Genomic DNA, 18,125 nt, shown 5'->3' on the forward strand with positions numbered 1-18,125 from the left:
CCGCATGTCCCCCCGCACCTCCTGCCACCCGTCCGGACGACGCCGTACGCGCCGGGCGGCCGGAGCGGGGGACCGGCCGGAGGCCCGGCCCTACGATCGGGGAATGCGTCCCACGGACCCCTCCACGGACCCCTCCACGGACCACCCCGCGGACCGGACGCGCCCCGCTCCCGCGCCGTCGGCGGCGGCGCTGGCGGCGGCGCTGGCGGGGTCCTGCCACCCGCTCCCCACCGCCGCGGTGACGGTGCTGGTGACCGCGCTGGCGGCGGCAGCCGGACGCTCCGCCCCCGGCTGCGCGCTGGTGGCCGCCGCCGTCCTCACCGGCCAGCTCTCCGTGGGGTGGTGCAACGACGCCGTCGACGCCCCCCGCGACCTGCGCGCCGGCCGTACGGACAAGCCGGTGGCCGCGGGTGCGGTCACCGTCCGCGCGGTGTGGACCGCCGCCTGGTGCGCCCTCGCCCTGTGCGTGCCGCTCTCGCTGGCCTCCGGCGTCCTCGCCGGGGCGGCGCACCTGGTCTTCACCGCCGCGGGCTGGGCGTACAACCTCGGGGTGAAGGCCACGTTCTGGTCCTGGCTGCCGTACGCCGCGGGCTTCGGGGCCCTGCCCGCCTTCGTCACCCTAGGCCTGCCGGGAGGGCCCTGGCCGGCCTGGTGGGCCACCGCCTCGGCGGCCCTGCTGGGGGTGGGCGCCCACCTGGCGAACGTCCTGCCGGACATCGGCGACGACCTGCGCACCGGTGTGCGGGGCTGGCCCCAGCGGATCGGCCCGGCGGGCGTACGGCTGCTGCTGCCGCTGCCCCCGGCGGCGGCCACGGCCCTGCTGGCGGCGGCCCCGCCGGGCCCGGCCGGCGCGGCCGGGTGGGGCGCCGTCGCGGTCGCGGTCGCGGCGGTCGCGGCAGGGGCGGTGGCGGGACGAGGACGGCCCGGGGCGCCGTTCGCGGCGGTCATCGCCGTCGCGGTGGTCGACGTGGCGCTGCTGCTGGAGCGGGGGGCGGCATTCGGTTGAGGCGTCCGCAGGCGGGGGCCGCCGCCGTTCGACGGGCGGCCGGCCGTTCACCGAGGCGAAATGTCTGGAATTGCGAGCACGGGGTAGTCGGCACTGCCTGACGGCACCTGCCGACGGGCCGGTGCGGCCACGCGCGGACACCCGGGAGGACCGGGCGGAGGGGCGGTGAGGCGCGGTGAGACCACCACGGGCGATCGGGCACCGACCCGCGCGGCGAGAGGGCGGCGAGGCGATGGACACGATCGACCGGGCACGGGAACCCGGCGTCCTACGGGCGATCTTCGAGGACCTGGGGGCGGGGGTGTTCGCCACGGACGCCTCGGCGCGCGTCATCGCGGTCAACCACCGCGCGGAGCAGATCGTGGCGCGCTCCGCGGCGGAGCTGCTCGGCCAGGACGTCCACGACGTGCTGCACCGCAACGCGGACGGCACGAGGATCCCGCGGGAGCTGTGCCGGCTGGTGAGGGTGCTCGCCGACGGCCGTCCGGCCGAGGGCAGCGACGAGTTCCTGCTGCGGGGCGACGGCACCACCGTCCCGATCATCTGGGCGGCGTCCCCCCTGCGGCTGGCGGGGGAGCCGGACGGCCTGGTGTTCGTCTTCCACGACTTCAGCGTCCGGCGGGCCGCCGAGGAGCAGACGGCGGCCCACCTGGCGGCCCTGGAGACCCTGACCGCGCGGCTGACGCTGGTGGCGGAGATCTCCACCGTCCTCATCTCCAGCCTGGAGGTCCCCCGGGTGCTCCGGCGGCTGGGCCACCTGCTGGTGCCGGAACTGGCCGACTGGACCGCGGTGGACGTGTACACCGGACAGCGGGGGGAGGTGCGGCGCGTCGCCGTCCACAGCGGCAGCGACCCGGCGGCCGGTGAGCTGGAGGGGACGCTGCCGCCGCTGCCGGAGGCGTCCGGTTCGGCCCTGGTGCGCGCCCTGCGCGGCTCCCGCCCGGTCCTGCTGGACGCCGCCGACCTGACGCGGGAGCCCGACTCACCGCTCGCGGCCGCCCACCGCGGCCTGTTCGACCGCCTCGGCGGGCACTCCGCCGTCGTGGTGCCGCTGCACAGCCGCCGACAGGTCTTCGGGGCCCTGACGGTGGCCCGCACCGGGGACTCCCCGCCGTACAACGACGACGAGGCGATGGTGCTCGCCGACATCGGCCGCCGGGCCGGACTGGCGATGGACAACGCCCAGCTCTTCGACCAGCAGCGGCACGTCGCCGAAGCCATGCAGCGTCAGCTCCTCACCCCCCTGCCGCAGGTCGACCACCTGCAGATGGCGGCCCGCTACCGGCCCGCCCTGGTGGCCGCGGAGATCGGCGGGGACTGGTACGACGCCTTCCTGCTGCCCGACGGGGTCACCGCGATGGTCATCGGGGACGTGGTCGGCCACGACCTGCAGGCGGCCGCCCACATGGCCGAGGTCCGCAACATGCTGCGGGCCCTGGCCTGGGACCGCCAGGAGCCTCCCAGCGTGGTGATGCGCCGCCTGGACGAGGCGATGACCCACACCAGCGACGCGCCCATGGCCACCGTCGTCTTCGCCCGCATCGAGGGCGCCGAGGGCGGCCCCTGGCTGCTGCGCTGGGTCAACGCCGGGCACCCCCCGCCCCTGCTGGTCACCCGCGACGGCCGCGCCCACTACATGGAGGGCAGCCGCGGCCCCCTCCTGGGGGCGAGTTCGGCCCTGGAACTGGGGCTGTCCTGGCCCGACGTCCATCAGGACCTCCCGCCGGAGTCGACGGTGCTGTTCTACACCGACGGCCTCGTGGAGAACCGCACCCGGCCGATCGACACCGGCATGGCCCTGCTGCGCCGCCACGCCGCCGACCTGGCCCGCCGCGACGTGGAGGACTTCTGCGACGAGCTGCTGAAACGCCTCGACCCCGGCGGCGACGACGTAGCCCTGCTCGCCCTGCGGCTGCCACCGCTCGGCGCGGGCGCCGAGGGCGACGACACTCCGCCGCCGTCCCGCGGCCGGCGCGCCCACAGTCCGGCCGCCCCCTCCCGGTCGGCTCCCGGGGCCGAGGCGCTGGGCGCCGACGAGACCTTCTCGGACGCTCCCCGCCGGGACGAGGGCCCGCCGCCCCGCTGAACCGGGCCCGCGCCCGGGGCGTTGCGCCGGGTCAGGTGCCGGGGTCGCTGGTCTCCAGCATCCCGAGCCGGTCGGCGAGGTGGCAGACGGCCAGGAGGCGCAGGGCGGGGAAGGGCTCGGGGTGGTGGGGGTGCCAGCCGTTGGCGTGCAGCTCGTCCAGGAAGCCCAGGAGGTAGTCCGTCAGGTGCTGCCGGGTGAGCGGCACGGCGTCGCGCAGCGCGGCGGCGTGCTGGTCGACCGCGGCCAGCAGACCGGGCTTCCGTGCCAGCAGCGGCAGACGGGGACCGTAGTGGGCCGCCAGCCACGCCAGGGGATCGCGGGCGTACGTCGAGAAGGACACGCCCACACCATAGTGACGCCCCAAAGGTCCCGAACGCCGCATTCGGGGTGGTGGTGGTCACATTTCCGCCGGCACGGCGTCGGGCCCGGCCGGTGCGGCCGGACCCGACGGTCGGTGACGGTGTTGGTGACGGTGTTCGCGGGGGCGGGACACGAGCCGGTGGCCGGCCGCGGACGGCTTACTGGCCGGGGGCCCGGTGGGAGCCGGACTGGCCGCGGGTGGTCTCGGCCGTGGGCCGGGCGGCGCCGGTGGCATCCTGGCGACCGCGCTGGTAGGCCTCCAGGTGAGTGCGGGCCTTGCTGCTCTCCTGCTCGGCGGAGGTCAGCCAGCGCTCCCAGCGCTGCTGCATGGGCCTGACCATGCCGCCGCCGATGCCGACGACCAGGATTCCCCCGAGGGTGGCCAGCACCGCGATCAGCACCGGCATGGTGACCGCGACGGCGACGCCGATCTGGTTGAGCGCGGCGATGAGGCCCAGGCCGACGACGAACACCGATGCGACGGTGGCCAGCAGGTTGCCGTAGGACAGGCCGCCCAGCGCGCCGCGGACCAGATCCCTGACGGCGGAGGCGATGGCGGCGGCCACGACCACGATGACGATGGCGACGACCGCCCTGGGCAGCCAGGCCACCACACCCCTGAGCAGGTCGCTGACCGGGTTGGGGCCGAAGACCGAGAAGGCGATCTGCAGGGTGATCAGCAGTATCGCGTAGTAGATCAGTTTGGCGATGATGTCCGAGGCGTCGTACTGCGTCCTCTCCATCGCCCTGGCGATGCCGCCGCGCTCGACCGCCCGGTCGAAGCCGACCCGTTCGAGTACCGCGTTGACGGCCTTGGCCAGCAGTTTGGCGATGACCCAGCCGATCAGCAGGATCACCAGGCACGCGACGAGCCTGGGTACGAACGCGGCCACCGACCGCCAGGCGTCCTCGATGCCCTGGCCGAAGTCCACGGCGTTGAGTGAGACCGGTGATGTTGTCATTGCCATTGCGCAGTCCTGTTCCTCGGGGGGCGGACGCGGCGGGAAGACGGAGCCCGGCGTGGGCCGCCGTGCCTCCCCGGCCTGGCGTGTGTTTCCCGTGCGCGTTTTTCACTCTGATGGCAGCCAACATACTCCCATGAATGGAGCATTTCTCGCTTAGTAACCAAAACGGAGTAATACCGCTAGATCGGACCAATGGGTGTGCCGTCCGCGGGTGTGGCGTCCCGGCGGACGCGACCCCGTGCCCCGCCGGGGAGTCAGCGGTCCGAGGACGGCCACACGTACGGCAGGTCGTCCGGGACGTCCGGGAAGAAGGGCCCGTAGTGGGCGGGGTCCTTGCGGACCAGGGCGGAGCGGTGGCTGCGGTGGAAGCCGGGATCGCCCAGCCAGGGCGGCAGTTCCCCCGCCCGCGCCAGGTCCTCCTGGGAGCGGGGCGCGGAGATGCCGACCGCCCGCCGCAGGTCGGTCAGCATGGTGACCTCGCAGGTGTCGTTGCGTCCCCCGAGGCGCCAGTGGCGGCAGATCTCCATGCCGTAGCGGACCAGGGCCTCCTCGTACCCCGTCCACATGCGGACGGCCGGGTGCCGCGCCCAGCCGTAACCGGGCACGGTCAGGGCGCGCAGCACCTGCAGGGCCTCGACCCGCTGCTTCCCCAGGCGCCGCACGTCGAGCACCCGGGCCGTCGCGGCGAAGTCGGGAAACGGCAGGAACGTCTGCACGGTGTCCGATCCGATCTCTCCGGCCCCCCTCGGCGCGGACTGCGATCATCCCAGCCGGGCCCGGCGCCCGCAGCCCGGACCGGGCCGTGCGGGTGCCGGGCCCGGTACGGTCGCCGGGGCCGGAGGGCCGGAGTCACTTCCCGCGCTCGTCGACGACCCGGCGGATCTTGCCCACCGAGCGCTCCAGCGTCTCCGGATCCACGATCTCCACCTCGACGGTGACGCCGACGCCGTCCTTGACGCCCCGGGCGATCGCCCCGGCCGCCGCCTCGCGCTGCTCGGGCCCGGTGCCGGGACGGGCCTCGATCCGCACCGTCATGCGGTCCATCCGGTCGCGGCGGGTGAGCCGGATCTGGAAGTGCGGGGCCACGCCGGGGGTGCGCAGCACGATCTCCTCGATCTGGGTGGGGAAGACGTTCACCCCGCGCAGGATGATCATGTCGTCGCAGCGGCCGGTGACCTTCTGCATGCGCCGGAAGGCGGGCCGGGCGGGGCCCGGCAGCAGCCGCGTCAGGTCGCGGGTGCGGTAGCGGATCACCGGGAGGGCCTCCTTGGTCAGGGAGGTGAACACCAGCTCGCCCTCCTCGCCGTCGGGCAGCACCTCGCCGGTGATCGGGTCGACGACCTCGGGGTAGAAGTGGTCCTCCCAGATGTGCAGGCCGTCCTTGGTCTCCACGCACTCCTGCGCGACGCCGGGGCCGATCACCTCCGACAGCCCGTAGATGTCCACCGCGTGCAGGCCGCCGCGCTCCTCGATCTCGCGGCGCATCTCCTCCGTCCACGGCTCGGCGCCGAAGATGCCGATGCGGAGCGAGGAGGCGCGCGGATCGACGCCCTGGCGCTCGAACTCGTCGAGGAGGGTGAGCATGTAGGAGGGCGTGACCATGATGATCTCGGGGCGGAAGTCCTGGATCAACTGCACCTGGCGGGCCGTCATGCCGCCGGAGGCGGGGATGACGGTGCAGCCCGCCCGCTCGGCCCCGTAGTGCGCGCCCAGCCCGCCGGTGAACAGCCCGTAGCCGTAGGAGACGTGCACCTTGTGCCCCGGGCGGCCGCCGGCCGCCCGGATGGACCGGGCGACGAGGTCCGCCCACACCGACAGGTCGCCCTCGGTGTAGCCGACCACGGTGGGGCGGCCGGTGGTCCCGCTGGAGGCGTGCAGCCGGCGCACCCGGGACATGGGCACGGCGAACATGCCGAAGGGGTAGGTGTCGCGCAGGTCCGCCTTGGTGGTGAACGGGAAGCGCGCCAGGTCCGCCAGGGAGCGACAGTCCTCGGGGGTGACCCCGGCCCGGTCGAACGCGCGCCGGTAGTGCTCCACGTTGTCGTACGCGTGCCGCAGGGTGCGGCGCAGGCGCTCCAGTTGCAGGGCCCGCAGCTCCTCGCGGCCCATGCGCTCGGCCGCGTCCAGGAGCCCGGCGTCGGGGGCCTCCCCCAGGCGGGGGGACGGCGCGGCCGGGGCCACGGGAACCGTCAGATCGCTGCTCATGGTGTCTCCTTCCGGCCCGGGAGGCCGCGGTCGCCGATGGTGCGGCTGCGCCCGCGGAACTCGGCGATCACCTGCTCGTCCCGCAGGACGGTGACGTCGTAGATGCCGCTGCGGCCGAACCTGGTGCGCTCCTCGGCGACGGCCACCAGCACGTCGCCCTCGCGGGCCGGGGCGACGAAGGTGATGTCCGCGCCGGCCGCCACGGTCACGGGGCCGTGGCTGTTGCAGGCACAGGCGAACGCGGTGTCGGCGAGCAGGAACAGGTAGCCGCCGTGCGCGGTGCCGTGCCCGTTCACCATCTCCGCGGTCACCGTCATCCGCACGGCCGCCGTGCCGTCCCCGGCCCGGAGCAGCTCCATGCCCAGGCCCCGGGAGGCCCGGTCGGCGGCGAACATCAGGTGGGCGGGGCCCTGACCGGTGTCGGTGACCTGTGTCATGCGCTTCCACCACTCCGTCGTGGGTCCGGGGCGATCGGCCCCGCGGGCCGTCGCCGGCCACCCTTGAGCCCGACCGACCATTCGGTTAGCGTTGCGGCGACGTCAGGTAAACCGACGTGCGGACCGCCTGTCAAGGGGTCGGACGTCCGCCGGGTGCGGACGGCGCCGGCCTTTCGCCGCCCAGCCCTCCGCGGGCGGCGCACGGGCGGCCGCGGGGCACGCGCGCACGGACGCACGGGCGCGCACGAGGAGACGAGGAGAGGGCATGGCAGCGGCACCGGGAACCGTCGGTGTGGTGGGCGGCGGACGGATGGGCGCGGGGATCGCCCAGTCCTTCGCGGCGGCCGGTTCGGCCGTGGTCGTCGTGGAGAGCGGGGAGGAGGCCGCCGCGGCGGCCCTGGACCGGGTCGCCGCCGGCCTGCGCCGGGCCGCCGAGCGGGGCAGGCTCGGCGAACCGGTCGAGCGGGTGCTGGAGCGCGTCACCGTCACCGCCGCGGTGGAGGACCTGCCGGCCGGCGCCGACCTGGTCGTCGAGGCCGTGCCGGAGGACGCCGCCCTCAAGGCCCGGGTGCTCGCCGCCGCAGAGAAGGCCGTGGGCGAGGAGGCGGTGCTGGCCACCAACACCAGCTCCCTGTCGGTCACCGAACTCGCCGCCGCCCTGGCCCGCCCGGAGCGGTTCCTGGGCATGCACTTCTTCAACCCCGTGCCGGCCTCGGCGCTGGTGGAGCTGGTCGTCACCGGGCAGACCGCCGACGCCACCCTGCGGGCGGCGCTGGAGTGGACCCACGCCCTGGGCAAGCAGGACGTCGTCGTCAAGGACTCGCCCGGCTTCGCCAGCAGCCGCCTGGGGGTGGCGCTGGGCCTGGAGGCGATCCGGATGGTCGAGGAGGGCGTCGCCGAGCCCGAGGCCATCGACGCCGCCATGACCCTGGGCTACAAGCACCCGATGGGGCCGCTGCGCCTGACCGACCTGGTCGGCCTCGACGTGCGGCTGGCCATCGCCGAGTACCTCCACGCCACCCTGGGCGAGCGCTTCGCGCCGCCGCGGCTGCTGCGGGAGAAGGTCGCCCGCGGGGAGCTGGGCCGCAAGACGGGGCAGGGCTTCTACACCTGGCAGGAGTGACCCGGCCCGGCGGGAGTGACCGGCCGGGGCGGGCGGAGGCTCCCGGCCGGAACGGCCCGCCGGGAGCGCTCCCACGGGGAAACGTCGCCAACCGCTGCCGTCCGGACACCGAACGTGGCATCCTCTCAGTTCCGGCGGCGGTGTTCCGCCGACGGCTGCGTTGTCACGGGGGAGGGACGGCGGAGTGGCGGAAGCCGGAACGGGAATGGGGATGCGGGGGCGCAGCGGCATCATGGCCCTCGTCGCCGAGTGCCTCGACCAGCCACCCGGCACGGAGCGGCCGGTGACGATGCTGGTCGGCCCCCGGGGCAGCGGGGCCAGCGAGGCCCACGGCGCCATCATGGGCCGGTTCGGGGTGGACCACCCGTTCGCGTACCTCAACTTCGCCTCCGGCCAGGCGCTGCTGCCCCGCTACGCCCTCGCCCTCATCGCCCGCCAACTGGAGCGCAAGCTGCCGCAGTACCGGGTCTCGCGCTTCCCCCGGCTCACCCTCGGGCTGCTCGCCTCGGACCGCGAACTGCGGATGACCACCCGCGCGGAGGGGCGGCGCGCCATCCAGCGCCAGCTCGACCAGTTCCGGCAGCAGGCCGAGGAGCGGTACGGCGACTACCTCGCCGCCTTCCTGGAGGTCGCGGGCAGTGCGCTGGGCGCACCCAACGGCGCCCCGGCGGTGGTCGCCACGATCCTGCGGGACGCGGCCCGCGGCGGCGGACGCCGGCTGCCGGGGCGGAACTCCTCCAGCGCCCCGCAGTGGTTCGCCGACCATCCGCTGGTGCCCTCGCACAACCCCTGGGACGCGCTGTTGGAACTCAACATGTGGCGGCACAACGGCACCGAGCAGGAGAAGCGGAACCTGGACCGGGTGCTGTTCGCCGCGTTCCTGGACGACCTGCGCCACGACACCGCCCGCTGGTTCGCCCCCGGCTCGTACCTGCTCCTGCTCGACAACTGCCACACCGACCACGGGCGGCTGTTCCTGGAACTCCTGATCGGCGCCCGCCGCGACGCCGCGCTGGCCGGCACCCCCTGCGATCCGCTGACGGTCGTGGGCAGCTCCAACCGCTGGCTGGACAACTGGGGTTCCTCCTCCGGCGACCAGTGGCCCTGGCGGCTGCGCGGCCCCGACCGGGCCTCGCTCGACGACTGGCGCGAGCGCCGGCCGGCCCACGACAGCGACGACTCCTGGTGGTACCCGCTGCGGCTGCGCGACCTCACCCTCGACGAGGTGCGCACCGGCATCGAACTGGCCTCGCCCCGGCACTCCGACCTCGCGCCGTTCGTCTACCGGCTGACCCGGGGCCTGCCGGTGGCGGTGCGGCAGGTGATGGACGCCCTGGACCTGCCCAACGCGCCCCGCCGCGGCGGTGAGGAGTTCGACCTGTGGCTGCGCTCCCTGCCCGGCCACCAGGTGCGCGGCACCGCGCACGCCACCCTGGCCGACGCGGCGCTGGACCACCTGCTGGAGGACTTCTCGGCGGCGCAGCGCGAAGCGCTCGTCAGGTGCGCGGCGGCCCGTGACCTGTCCATGGGCAGCCAGGTCCTGGGCGCGGTGACGCCGGGCGGCACCGGCGAGTCGCTGTTCAACGAGGTGCGCTCGCGGTGGCTGCTCCACCCGGAACGGGCCGAGCCGCGCCTGCACCCCTGGCTGCGCAGGCTGCTGCTGTGGCGGCTGGCCGCCCGGGACGAGTGGAACGCCGTCCACGAGCTGATGGGCGAGCACTTCGAGGCGGAGGGCCGGCCGGCGGAGGCGATGTACCACCGGCTGGCGGCCGGGCACGTCGACGAGGTGGTCGCCTACCTGGCCGCCCGCTTCCGCGACCGCAGCGCAGCCGACTGGATCGCCCTGGTCAACGCGGTCACCACCGCGCCCAACCGGCTGCCGTCCGACCGCCCGCCGCTGGCGCTGCTGGGCGACCTCGCCCCCGAGGAGCCCGCACAGTCGATCACCGACACCTCGGTGATCCGCGGGCTGGTGTGCGCCCGCTGGCTGTGGAGCGATCCGCTCGGCGATCCCGGGCTGCGGCTGAACAGCGTGATCGCCGCCAAGTACGACCGGCTGTCCGAACTGAGGGGGAGTGACATCGTGGCCCTGTACGACGAGGCCGAGCGCTACCGCCACTGGCGCCATCCGCTGACCGCCGCGGACGGGGGGTGAGGGGCGTGGCCGGACGCCGGATGTCCCTGCGGACCGTCAAGCGCGCGGTCACCGCGGCCGTGGTGCTGGCCGTCCTCGCGGTGGCGCTCCCGGTGGCCTACGACTGGTGGGACGACCGCCGCTCCCGGTGCGCGGAGGGCGTGGTGCGGATGGAACCGGACGGCGAGTGCGTCGGGGTGACCGACGGCTCCCACACCTTCGCCGACCACCTCGACGAGGTGACCGACCGGATCAGGGAGGCGAACGAGAAGGTCGTCGGCGAGGACGGCGACGCGTACGTCAGCGTGGCGTACATGACCTCGTTCACGGTCGGCGAGGCGGACAGCAACTCCGAGGAGTCGGTGCGGCACGAACTCCAGGGCGCCTACCTGGCGCAGCAGCGGCACAACGAGTTCTCGGCCCCGAAGATCAGACTGCTGATCGCGAACACCGGCAGCGAGTCCAGGCACTGGAAGCACACGGTCGGCGAACTGGTCCGGCGCAAGGACAACGGCGAGCGGCTGGTGGCGGTGACCGGCCTGGGACCGAGCACGGGACCCAACCGGGAAGCTCTGAACGAGTTGTCCAAGCACGAGCTGGCCATGGTCGCCAGCACGATGACCGCCACCGACTTCCACGGAATAGAGGGCTTCGTGCGCGTGGCGCCGACCAACGTCGACGAGGCCCGGGTGGCGTCCGCCTACCTGCGGCAGGAGGGCTTCCACACGGCGATGGTGGTCCAGGACGTGGCGAAGAAGAACCCGTACGCCAGGACCCTGGGCCGCGCCTTCACCGAGGAGTTCCCCAAGGGAGGCGGGGGCCACCGGCTGGTCGCCCGGAAGAAGACGTTCGACTCCTCGGTCTCCGGCAACTGGAGAGTGGAATTGCGCTACCTGTCCGACCAGTTGTGCATCCACAAGCCCCAGGCGGTCTACTTCGCCGGCCGCGGGCAGCACCTCACCCACTTCCTCAACGCGCTCGCCAACCGGGCGTGCCCTGAGTGGGGCTTCACGGTGATGACCGGGGACGACACCAGCAACCTCACCTCCGAGCAGGTCAGGAAGGCCGTGGACAGCGGCGTCCAGGTGTTCTACACCGGGCTGGCCCACCCGGAGATGTGGAGGGGCGATCCCAAGGGCCCACCCCGGAGGCTGCAGAACGCCTTCCGGAAGGGCGGGCTGCTCGACCAGTGGTTCGCAGGGGAGTCGCACGCCGACGGCCAGGCGATGATGGCGCACGACGCGGTGCTGACCGCCGCCGAGGGGGCGCGGATGGTGAACCACGGGAGGAGCCAGGTGACGGGCGAGGCGGTCAGCCGCATGTTCCACCAGATGCAGGACAACATGCGGCTGAGGGGCGCCAGCGGCCCGCTGTCGTTCGAGAGCGACGGCGACGCGTACGACAAGGCGGTGCCGATCCTGCGGCTGGACCCCAACGGCACCCCGGTCTTCGTCACGGTGCTCTCCCCCGGGGAATGAGGGAGCGCGGCGCCCGGGCGGGCGCCGCGCCGTCAGACCCGCGGGGAGCTGAACCGGTCGCCGACCGGGCAGATGCGCAGGGCACGGGCGACGACGCGCTCCCGCTGGTCCCCGGCGGCGGGCAGGGAGACGTCGGCCGTGGCGTCGAAGGTGTAGTTCTGGGCGCCGCTGTTGCTGAGCCGGACCCGGACGGTCACCTCGCTGCCGGAGGGGGCGACGCCGGACTCGGTGGCGGCGATGACCACGGCCTGGTGCAGACAGGTGGCCAGGGCCGCCGCGTACAGCTGCTCGGGGTCGTACCCCTGCCCGCTGCCGCCCAGCTCCTCGGGGGCGCCGACCGGGAGGCCGTCCCGCCCGGAGATGTCCACCCGGCCGGTGCCGTGCCGGGAGCGGGCCTGGGCGCTGTACAGATCCTGTTCCGAAGGGGCCATGGGGGAGGCCTACCCGGGCGCCTCTCCGCCGAGGCGCCCCCAAACGGCTGACCGGGCCCTTCCGGGGGCGCGGAGCGCCCCCGGAAGGGCGAGCCGGTGGCCCTCAGCCGGCCTGCTCGCCGCGCATCCGCACCTCCTCGGCCAGCCGCTCCAGGCTCCGGTCCAGAGAGGCGTGGACGGCCTCCCTCGGGGGAGCGTGGTCCTCGTCGAAGAAGGACAGGTGCACGGTCACCTCGCTCGCGCCGCTGCCGATGCCCGCGACCTGGAGCCAGCCCGCGTACGAGCCCTGGTCGCGGGTGCCCCACTCCGCCCGGAGCTGCTCGGGCCGGACCTCGAACAGGGCCCGGACGTCGTGCCCGGTGCGGTCCTCGTGCACGGTCACGGCCGGAGGGTCCTCCACCTGGGCGTGGAGGTCCTGCGGGAGCCAGCGGTCCAGCCGGTCCAGGTCGGACACCTGGTCGAAGACCAGCTCGGGCAGGGCGGGCATGGTGCGGGAACGCTCGTATTCGCTCACCGGTCTCACTCCCGGGGTCGGTCGCGTTCAAGGGACGCAGAACGGCGTACCCCGGTCGGGAGCGGGCATCCACCGGTGGCCGCGGGTATCCGCCGGTGTCCGCGGTGTCACCCGCCCGCCGCGGCGGGCGCCCGTCAGAACCCGCCCGCCGCGTCCAGGAGCCGCTCGGCCACCCGCACCGAGTCCACCAGCGGGTGCAGGGCCAGGGCGCGCAGCGCCGCGCGGCGCGAGCCGCTGTGCGCCGCCTCGATGGCGGACCGCTCGACGGCCTTGACCGACAGCATCAGCCCGAGCTGGTCCGGGGCGACGGGACCGGTCGCCAGCGGACGGGCGCCGGTGGCGTCGACCAGGCACGGCACCTCGACCACCGCGTCGTCGTCGAGCCCGGGCACGGCGCCGCGGCCGGGGACGTTGAGGATCAAGGTGGTGCGCTCGCCCCGGGCGACCGCCCGCATCAGGGCCAGCGCGACCCGGTCGTAGCCGCCGCCGTCCAGGTCGCAGCCGTCGCGCTCCCACCCGCCGGTGGCCTCGCGGTTCTCCGCCAGGTAGGTCTCCTCGCGCTCGCGGCGGGTGCGCTCCCACTCCTCGTACGCCCGGGCCGGGTCGTCCGGCCGCGCCCGCTGGTAGAAGCGGGACTGCTGGCCGAGGAGGAACTCGCCGCGGGTGGCCGCGGCGGAGCGGACGGAGGCGAGGGCCTCCCGGTGGAAGTAGTAGTAGTGCAGGTACTCGTTGGGCAGCGCGCCCAGCGCCCGCAGCCAGTCGGCGCCGAACAGCCTGCCCTCCTCGAAGGATTCGAGCGCGGCGGTGTCGGCCAGCAGCTCGGGCAGCCGGTCGCGGCCGTCCACGGTCAGGCGGCGCAGCCAGCCCAGGTGGTTCAGGCCCACGTAGTCGTATCCGGCGCGGTCCGGGTCGGCGCCCAGGGCGCGCGCCGCGCGGCGGCACAGCCCGACCGGGGAGTCGCAGATGCCGATGACGCGGCCGGCCAGGCCGCGCTCCCGGAGGACCCGGTCCATCGCCTCGGTCACCATGCCCGCGGGGTTGGTGAAGTTGATCACCCAGGCGTCCGGGGCGAGGGCGGCGACCCGCTCGGCGATCCGTACGGCCACCGGCAGGGTGCGCAGGCCGTACAGCACCCCGCCCGCGCCCACCGTCTCCTGCCCCAGCAGGCCCTCGGCGAGCGGGATCCGCTCGTCGCGGACGCGGCCGGGAAGGCCGCCGACCCGGATCGCGGAGAAGACGAAGTCGGCACCGCGCAGCGCGTCGTCGAGGTCGGTGGTGGCCCGGACGGCGGGGGCCGGGCCGGTGTGGTGTTCCCGCTGGTGGGCGAGGACCGCGCCGATCGCGTCCAGCCGGGCGCGGTCGGTGTCGTACAGGACGAGTTCGGTGCAGCGGGCCCCGTCCCGGGAAGGGGATTCCCCCGCGTCGTCGAGCAGCGCCCGGTGCACCAGCGGAACCCGGAACCCGCCGCCGCCCAGCACGGTGAGCCTCATGCCCCGGTCACCCCCGGCCCGGCGTCCACCACGGCCCTCACGGCGTCCACGATCTCCACGGCGTCCACGCGTCACCCCTTCCCGCCCCGCGGGACTCGGCGAGGCCGGCTGAGATGGTCGCACACCGCCGCGTGTTCCCGCGCCCCGGACGGGCCCGGGCTTTCGGGGGCGGCCCGTCCGGGGCGCGGGGCGGCGGCCGCTCAGCCGTGGTCGACCAGTTCCCGGTAGCCCTGCACGCGCGCGCAGTGGGCACAGCAGAAGAACCGCCCGTCGGACGACTGCAGACCGTGGCCCAGGATGCGGCACTCGCAGTTCTCGCAGATGGGAGCCATCCGCTGGGCCGCGCACTCCAGGCTGTCGAAGACGTGGACGGCGCCCGCCGCATGCACCTCGAACGCCATCTCGTAGTCGTTGCCGCACACCTCGCACACGCTCATGAAACGTTCCTCCTCCGCTGGTTCGGTCAGCCGCAAGGATGGGGCGGGCGCCCGGCGGCGGCTCCCGCGACGCGGCGGCCGGTCTCCGACCGGCGCACCGCAACCACCCGCCCGGCTCACGCGCCGGGGAGGAAGCCGGGAGGAAGGGCTTCCGGCCGCTATGGCATGCCCCCGACAATCCAAACCGGGGTCCGGACATTCCCTCCCGCCCGGCGGGGCATGAAGGGCATGGCGGGAGGGGCGACGGCGACCGGAGGGACGGACGATGACGGCAACCGCGCAGGCCCGGACCGGGGACGGCACACCGTACGCCGCGCGCCGCGCGCTGGTGGCCGGATCGGTCGGCAACCTCATCGAGTGGTACGAGTTCGGGGTCTACGGCTACTTCGCCACCGTCATCGCCGCCAACTTCTTCACCCCCGAGGGTGCGGGCGACCTCGAGGCCCTGGTGAAGACCTACGCCTCCTTCGCCCTGGCGTTCTTCTTCCGCCCGGTGGGAGCCGCCCTCTTCGGCCGGGTGGGGGACCGGATCGGCCGCCGTCCCACGCTGATCCTCGTCGTCCTGCTGATGACCGCCGCCACGGCGGCGATCGGCCTGCTGCCCACGTACGCCGCGGTGGGCGCCGCCGCGCCGTGGCTGCTCACCCTCGTCCGCGTGGTGCAGGGGCTGTCGGCGGGCGGCGAGTTCGGCGGCGCGGTGTCGGTGATGACGGAGTTCGCGCCGCCCGGGCGGCGCGGGCTGTACGGGGCGTGGCAGTCGTTCACGGTGGCGCTGGGCCTGCTCGCCGGCGCCGGCCTGGCCGCGCTGCTGGCCACGGTGCTGAGCGAGGACGACCTCCACCGGTGGGGCTGGCGGCTGCCGTTCCTGCTGGCGGTGCCCCTGGGGCTGGTCGCCCTGTGGCTGCGGCTGCGCCTGGAGGAGACGCCTTCCTTCCGGCGTTCGGCCCGGGGGACGCACCGGGGGACGGGCACCGGGGAAGGGGGAGGCGCGCCCGCGCCGGAGACCGCCCCCGCGACCGCGCCGCCGTCGGCCGCCGCGACGGGCCGGGCCGTCGCGCTGGGGATCGGCCGCCTGATGGGCTGGTCCGCGGCCGGGTACACCTTCCTCGTCGTGATGCCGTCCTACCTCCAGACCACCCTGGGGGCGTCCTTCCGGCAGGCACTGGTCGCCACGGTCGTGGCCAACGCGGGCTTCGCGCTGGCCATCCTGCCCGCCGGAGCACTCAGCGACCGGATCGGACGGCGGGCGGTGATGGTCACCGGAACGGTCCTGCTGGTCCTGCTCGCCCTGCCCCTGCTGAACCTCCTCCAGGACCCGGACGCCTCGGCGGCGGCCAAGTCGGCGGCGGTGTTCGGCGCCGGCGCGGCGGTGGGGCTGCTGGCCGGGCCCGGACCGGCGATGCTCGCGGAGATGTTCCCGACCACGGTCCGCTACACCGGCCTCGGCCTGGCGTACGCGCTGTCCAACGCCGTGTTCTCCGGCTCGGCCGGACTGGTCGTCACCGAGCTGATCAAACGGACCGGGGACGCCGACATCCCCGCGTACTACGTGGTGGCCGTCTGCGCCGTCGGCCTGCCGGCGCTGCTCGCCCTGCGCGGCGACGACCACCGGCGCGCGCTGCGGGACTGACGGACGGGACCGGTGGGCGGAGTTGACGGCCCGGAGGGGGAGAGCGGATGAGGGTGATCGGGCTGATGTCGGGCACGTCCTGTGACGCGATCGACGCGGCGGCGGCCGATCTGGCGATCGAGGGGGACACCGTCGTCCTGGCCCCGCTCGGCGCCCTCGACCACGCCTTCCCCGACGGGCTGCGCCGGGACCTGCTCGCCGCGCTGCCGCCGTCGGCCACCACCATGGCCGACGTGTGCCGCCTCGACACCCTCCTCGGGCAGGCCCTCGCGGCGGCCGCGGCCCGCGCCGACCGCGAACTGTGCGACGGGCGGGCCGAGTTGGTCGTCTCGCACGGGCAGACCTGCTACCACTGGACGGAGGGCGGCCGGGTCCGCGGCACCCTCCAGCTCGGCCGGCCCGCCTGGATCGCCGAGCGCACCGGCCGCATCGTCGTCTCCGACCTCCGCCCGCGCGACGTCGCGGCCGGCGGGCAGGGGGCGCCGCTGGTGAGCACCCTGGACGTGATGTGGCTGCGCGACCGGCCCGGGGTCCCCGTCGCCCTGAACCTGGGCGGCATCGCCAACATCACGGTGGTGTCCGGGGCGCGCGGCCCGCGGGCGTACGACACCGGGCCCGCCAACGTCCTGCTCGACGAGGCGGTCCGGGAGCTGACCGGCGGCCGCGCGGACCGCGACACCGACGGAGCCCTGGCCGCCGCGGGCACCGTCCACGCGCCGCTGCTGGAGCGGCTGCTGGCCGAGCCGTACTACGCCCTGCCCGCTCCCCGGACCACGGGCAGGGAGCTGTTCAACCCGGCCTATCTGCGGGCCGCGCTGGCCGGCTTCGGCCACCTGGCCGCCGAGGACGTCCTGGCCACGCTCACCGAGCTGACGGCGCGGACGGTCGCCGACGCCGTCCGCGCCGAAGGGGGCACCGAGGTGATCGCCTCGGGCGGCGGCACCCGCAACCCCGCCCTGATGGCCGCGCTCGGCCGGGCGCTGGACGGCGTCCCGGTGCGCACGTCCGACGACCTCGGCCTGCCCTCCGGCGCCAAGGAGGCCCTCGCCTTCGCGCTCCTGGGCTTCCTGACGGTCCATGGCCTGCCCGGCACGGTCCCGTCCTGCACCGGCGCGCGCCACGCCAGCGTGCTGGGCTCCATCACCCCCGGCCGGTGCGGGCCGTGCCTCCCGGCCCCCGGCGGGGAGGCGCCCACCCGGCTGCGCGTGGCCGGGACCGGACGTTCCCGCGCCCCCGAAATTCGCATCCCAGATGCCAATTGATACGGTCCCGGCATGCGGCTGACGAAGTTCACCGACCTGGCGCTGCGCGTCGTGATGCGCCTGGCGGTCGCGGACGGCGCGGAGACGCCCACCTCCCGGCAGGTGGCGGAGTCCGTGGCCGCGCCGTACACGCACGTGTCCAAGGTGGTGAGCCGCCTGCAGCACCTGGGGGTGCTGGAGGCGCGGCGCGGACGGGGCGGCGGACTGGAACTCACCTCCCGCGGCCGCGGTGCCTCGATCGGCTGGCTGGTCCGCCGGCTGGAGGGCGACGGTGACGTGGTGGGCTGCGAGGACCCGTCCACGCCGTGCCCGCTGCGCGGCGCGTGCCGGCTGCGGGCCGCGCTGCGCGACGCGCAGGAGGCGTTCTACGCCTCCCTCGACCCGCTGACCGTCCGGGACCTGGTCGGCGAGCCTCCCCGGCCCGCGCTGGTCCGGCTGCTCGCCGGGCCGCCGCCCGCGGACCGGCGCCCGCCGGGCGGACCCCGCTCCCGGCCGCCGGCCGATCCGTAGGGCACCGCTCGCAGGACCCCGCCCGCAGGACACCGGGGATGCCCCGGGACGGCCCCT

The 18,125-nt window shown here is 75.0% G+C and carries 17 protein-coding genes; 8 read left to right on the top strand and 9 right to left on the bottom strand.

From position 1 onward, the window contains the following. The first annotated feature begins 103 nt into the window (after positions 1-103). Together VE546_RS20535 and VE546_RS20540 are read left to right on the top strand one after the other, a co-directional pair. Positions 104-1,006 carry a UbiA family prenyltransferase gene (locus VE546_RS20535; RefSeq protein WP_324924464.1) on the top strand — a complete coding sequence of 301 codons (903 nt, stop codon included), beginning with the start codon at positions 104-106 and terminating at the stop codon, positions 1,004-1,006. A 232-nt stretch (positions 1,007-1,238) separates the two neighbouring features. Further along, a complete protein-coding gene (locus VE546_RS20540) occupies positions 1,239-3,092 on the top strand; it encodes a SpoIIE family protein phosphatase (RefSeq protein ID WP_324924466.1) in 1,854 nt (617 codons plus the stop codon). Positions 3,093-3,123: 31 nt separating this feature from the next. Here the strand turns inward: VE546_RS20540 and VE546_RS20545 are convergent, their stop codons facing one another. From VE546_RS20545 to paaI, 5 genes are all read right to left on the bottom strand, one after another. Further along, positions 3,124-3,432: a DUF6401 family natural product biosynthesis protein gene (locus VE546_RS20545; protein WP_324924468.1), complete on the bottom strand. Its 309-nt coding sequence runs from the start codon at positions 3,430-3,432 to the stop codon at positions 3,124-3,126. 178 nt (positions 3,433-3,610) lie between these two features. After that, the gene (locus VE546_RS20550; protein ID WP_414720535.1) at positions 3,611-4,414 is read right to left on the bottom strand and encodes a mechanosensitive ion channel family protein; all 804 of its coding nucleotides are present in this window, start codon (positions 4,412-4,414) and stop codon (positions 3,611-3,613) included. Positions 4,415-4,671: 257 nt separating this feature from the next. Then, positions 4,672-5,133, bottom strand: a complete 462-nt coding sequence (locus VE546_RS20555; protein WP_324924471.1) for an MSMEG_6728 family protein — start codon at positions 5,131-5,133, stop codon at positions 4,672-4,674. Between the two features lie 133 nt (positions 5,134-5,266). After that, entirely contained in the window at positions 5,267-6,622 is a 1,356-nt protein-coding gene (gene paaK, locus VE546_RS20560; protein ID WP_324924473.1) for a phenylacetate--CoA ligase PaaK, read from the bottom strand. Next, positions 6,619-7,059, bottom strand: a complete 441-nt coding sequence (gene paaI / locus VE546_RS20565; protein WP_324924475.1) for a hydroxyphenylacetyl-CoA thioesterase PaaI — start codon at positions 7,057-7,059, stop codon at positions 6,619-6,621. The genes paaK and paaI overlap by 4 nt, the downstream gene beginning before the upstream one ends. A gap of 265 nt (positions 7,060-7,324) precedes the next feature. Between paaI and VE546_RS20570 the strand changes: the two genes are divergently transcribed. The 3 genes from VE546_RS20570 (at position 7,325) to VE546_RS20580 (ending at position 11,794) form a co-directional block, all read left to right on the top strand. Beyond that, a complete protein-coding gene (locus VE546_RS20570; protein ID WP_324924477.1) occupies positions 7,325-8,182 on the top strand; it encodes a 3-hydroxyacyl-CoA dehydrogenase family protein in 858 nt (285 codons plus the stop codon). Between the two features lie 211 nt (positions 8,183-8,393). Then, complete coding sequence (locus VE546_RS20575; protein ID WP_324924480.1) at positions 8,394-10,337, top strand: hypothetical protein; 1,944 nt, start codon at positions 8,394-8,396, stop codon at positions 10,335-10,337. Between the two features lie 5 nt (positions 10,338-10,342). Next, positions 10,343-11,794 carry a branched-chain amino acid ABC transporter substrate-binding protein gene (locus VE546_RS20580; protein WP_324924482.1) on the top strand — a complete coding sequence of 484 codons (1,452 nt, stop codon included), beginning with the start codon at positions 10,343-10,345 and terminating at the stop codon, positions 11,792-11,794. Positions 11,795-11,826: 32 nt separating this feature from the next. Here VE546_RS20580 and VE546_RS20585 read toward each other — a convergent pair whose 3' ends face one another. The 4 genes from VE546_RS20585 to VE546_RS20600 all read right to left on the bottom strand — a co-directional run bounded on the left by VE546_RS20585 (position 11,827) and on the right by VE546_RS20600 (position 14,666). Beyond that, positions 11,827-12,225, bottom strand: coding sequence for an OsmC family protein (locus VE546_RS20585; RefSeq protein ID WP_324924484.1), 399 nt, complete (start codon positions 12,223-12,225; stop codon positions 11,827-11,829). Between the two features lie 103 nt (positions 12,226-12,328). After that, positions 12,329-12,739, bottom strand: coding sequence for an SRPBCC family protein (locus VE546_RS20590; RefSeq protein WP_324924486.1), 411 nt, complete (start codon positions 12,737-12,739; stop codon positions 12,329-12,331). Between the two features lie 134 nt (positions 12,740-12,873). Then, on the bottom strand, positions 12,874-14,229 hold the full coding sequence (locus tag VE546_RS20595) for a 6-phospho-beta-glucosidase (protein WP_324924488.1): 1,356 nt from the start codon (positions 14,227-14,229) through the stop codon (positions 12,874-12,876). Positions 14,230-14,429: 200 nt separating this feature from the next. Next, on the bottom strand, positions 14,430-14,666 hold the full coding sequence (locus VE546_RS20600) for a hypothetical protein (RefSeq protein WP_324924490.1): 237 nt from the start codon (positions 14,664-14,666) through the stop codon (positions 14,430-14,432). A 265-nt stretch (positions 14,667-14,931) separates the two neighbouring features. On the opposite strand from VE546_RS20600, the gene VE546_RS20605 reads away from it, so the two are divergent. From VE546_RS20605 to VE546_RS20615, 3 genes are read left to right on the top strand one after another with little or no spacing between them, the layout of a single operon-like run. Further along, positions 14,932-16,296 carry an MFS transporter gene (locus VE546_RS20605; RefSeq protein WP_324924492.1) on the top strand — a complete coding sequence of 455 codons (1,365 nt, stop codon included), beginning with the start codon at positions 14,932-14,934 and terminating at the stop codon, positions 16,294-16,296. A 47-nt stretch (positions 16,297-16,343) separates the two neighbouring features. After that, positions 16,344-17,558 (top strand): anhydro-N-acetylmuramic acid kinase, encoded by a 1,215-nt coding sequence (locus VE546_RS20610; protein WP_324924494.1) that lies wholly within the window; start codon positions 16,344-16,346, stop codon positions 17,556-17,558. Between the two features lie 12 nt (positions 17,559-17,570). Next, positions 17,571-18,068 (top strand): Rrf2 family transcriptional regulator, encoded by a 498-nt coding sequence (locus VE546_RS20615; protein ID WP_324924495.1) that lies wholly within the window; start codon positions 17,571-17,573, stop codon positions 18,066-18,068. The last annotated feature ends 57 nt before the right edge of the window (positions 18,069-18,125 follow it).

The sequence above is a fragment of the Streptomyces sp. genome (assembly GCF_035644915.1).
GTDB lineage: Bacteria > Actinomycetota > Actinomycetes > Streptomycetales > Streptomycetaceae > Streptomyces.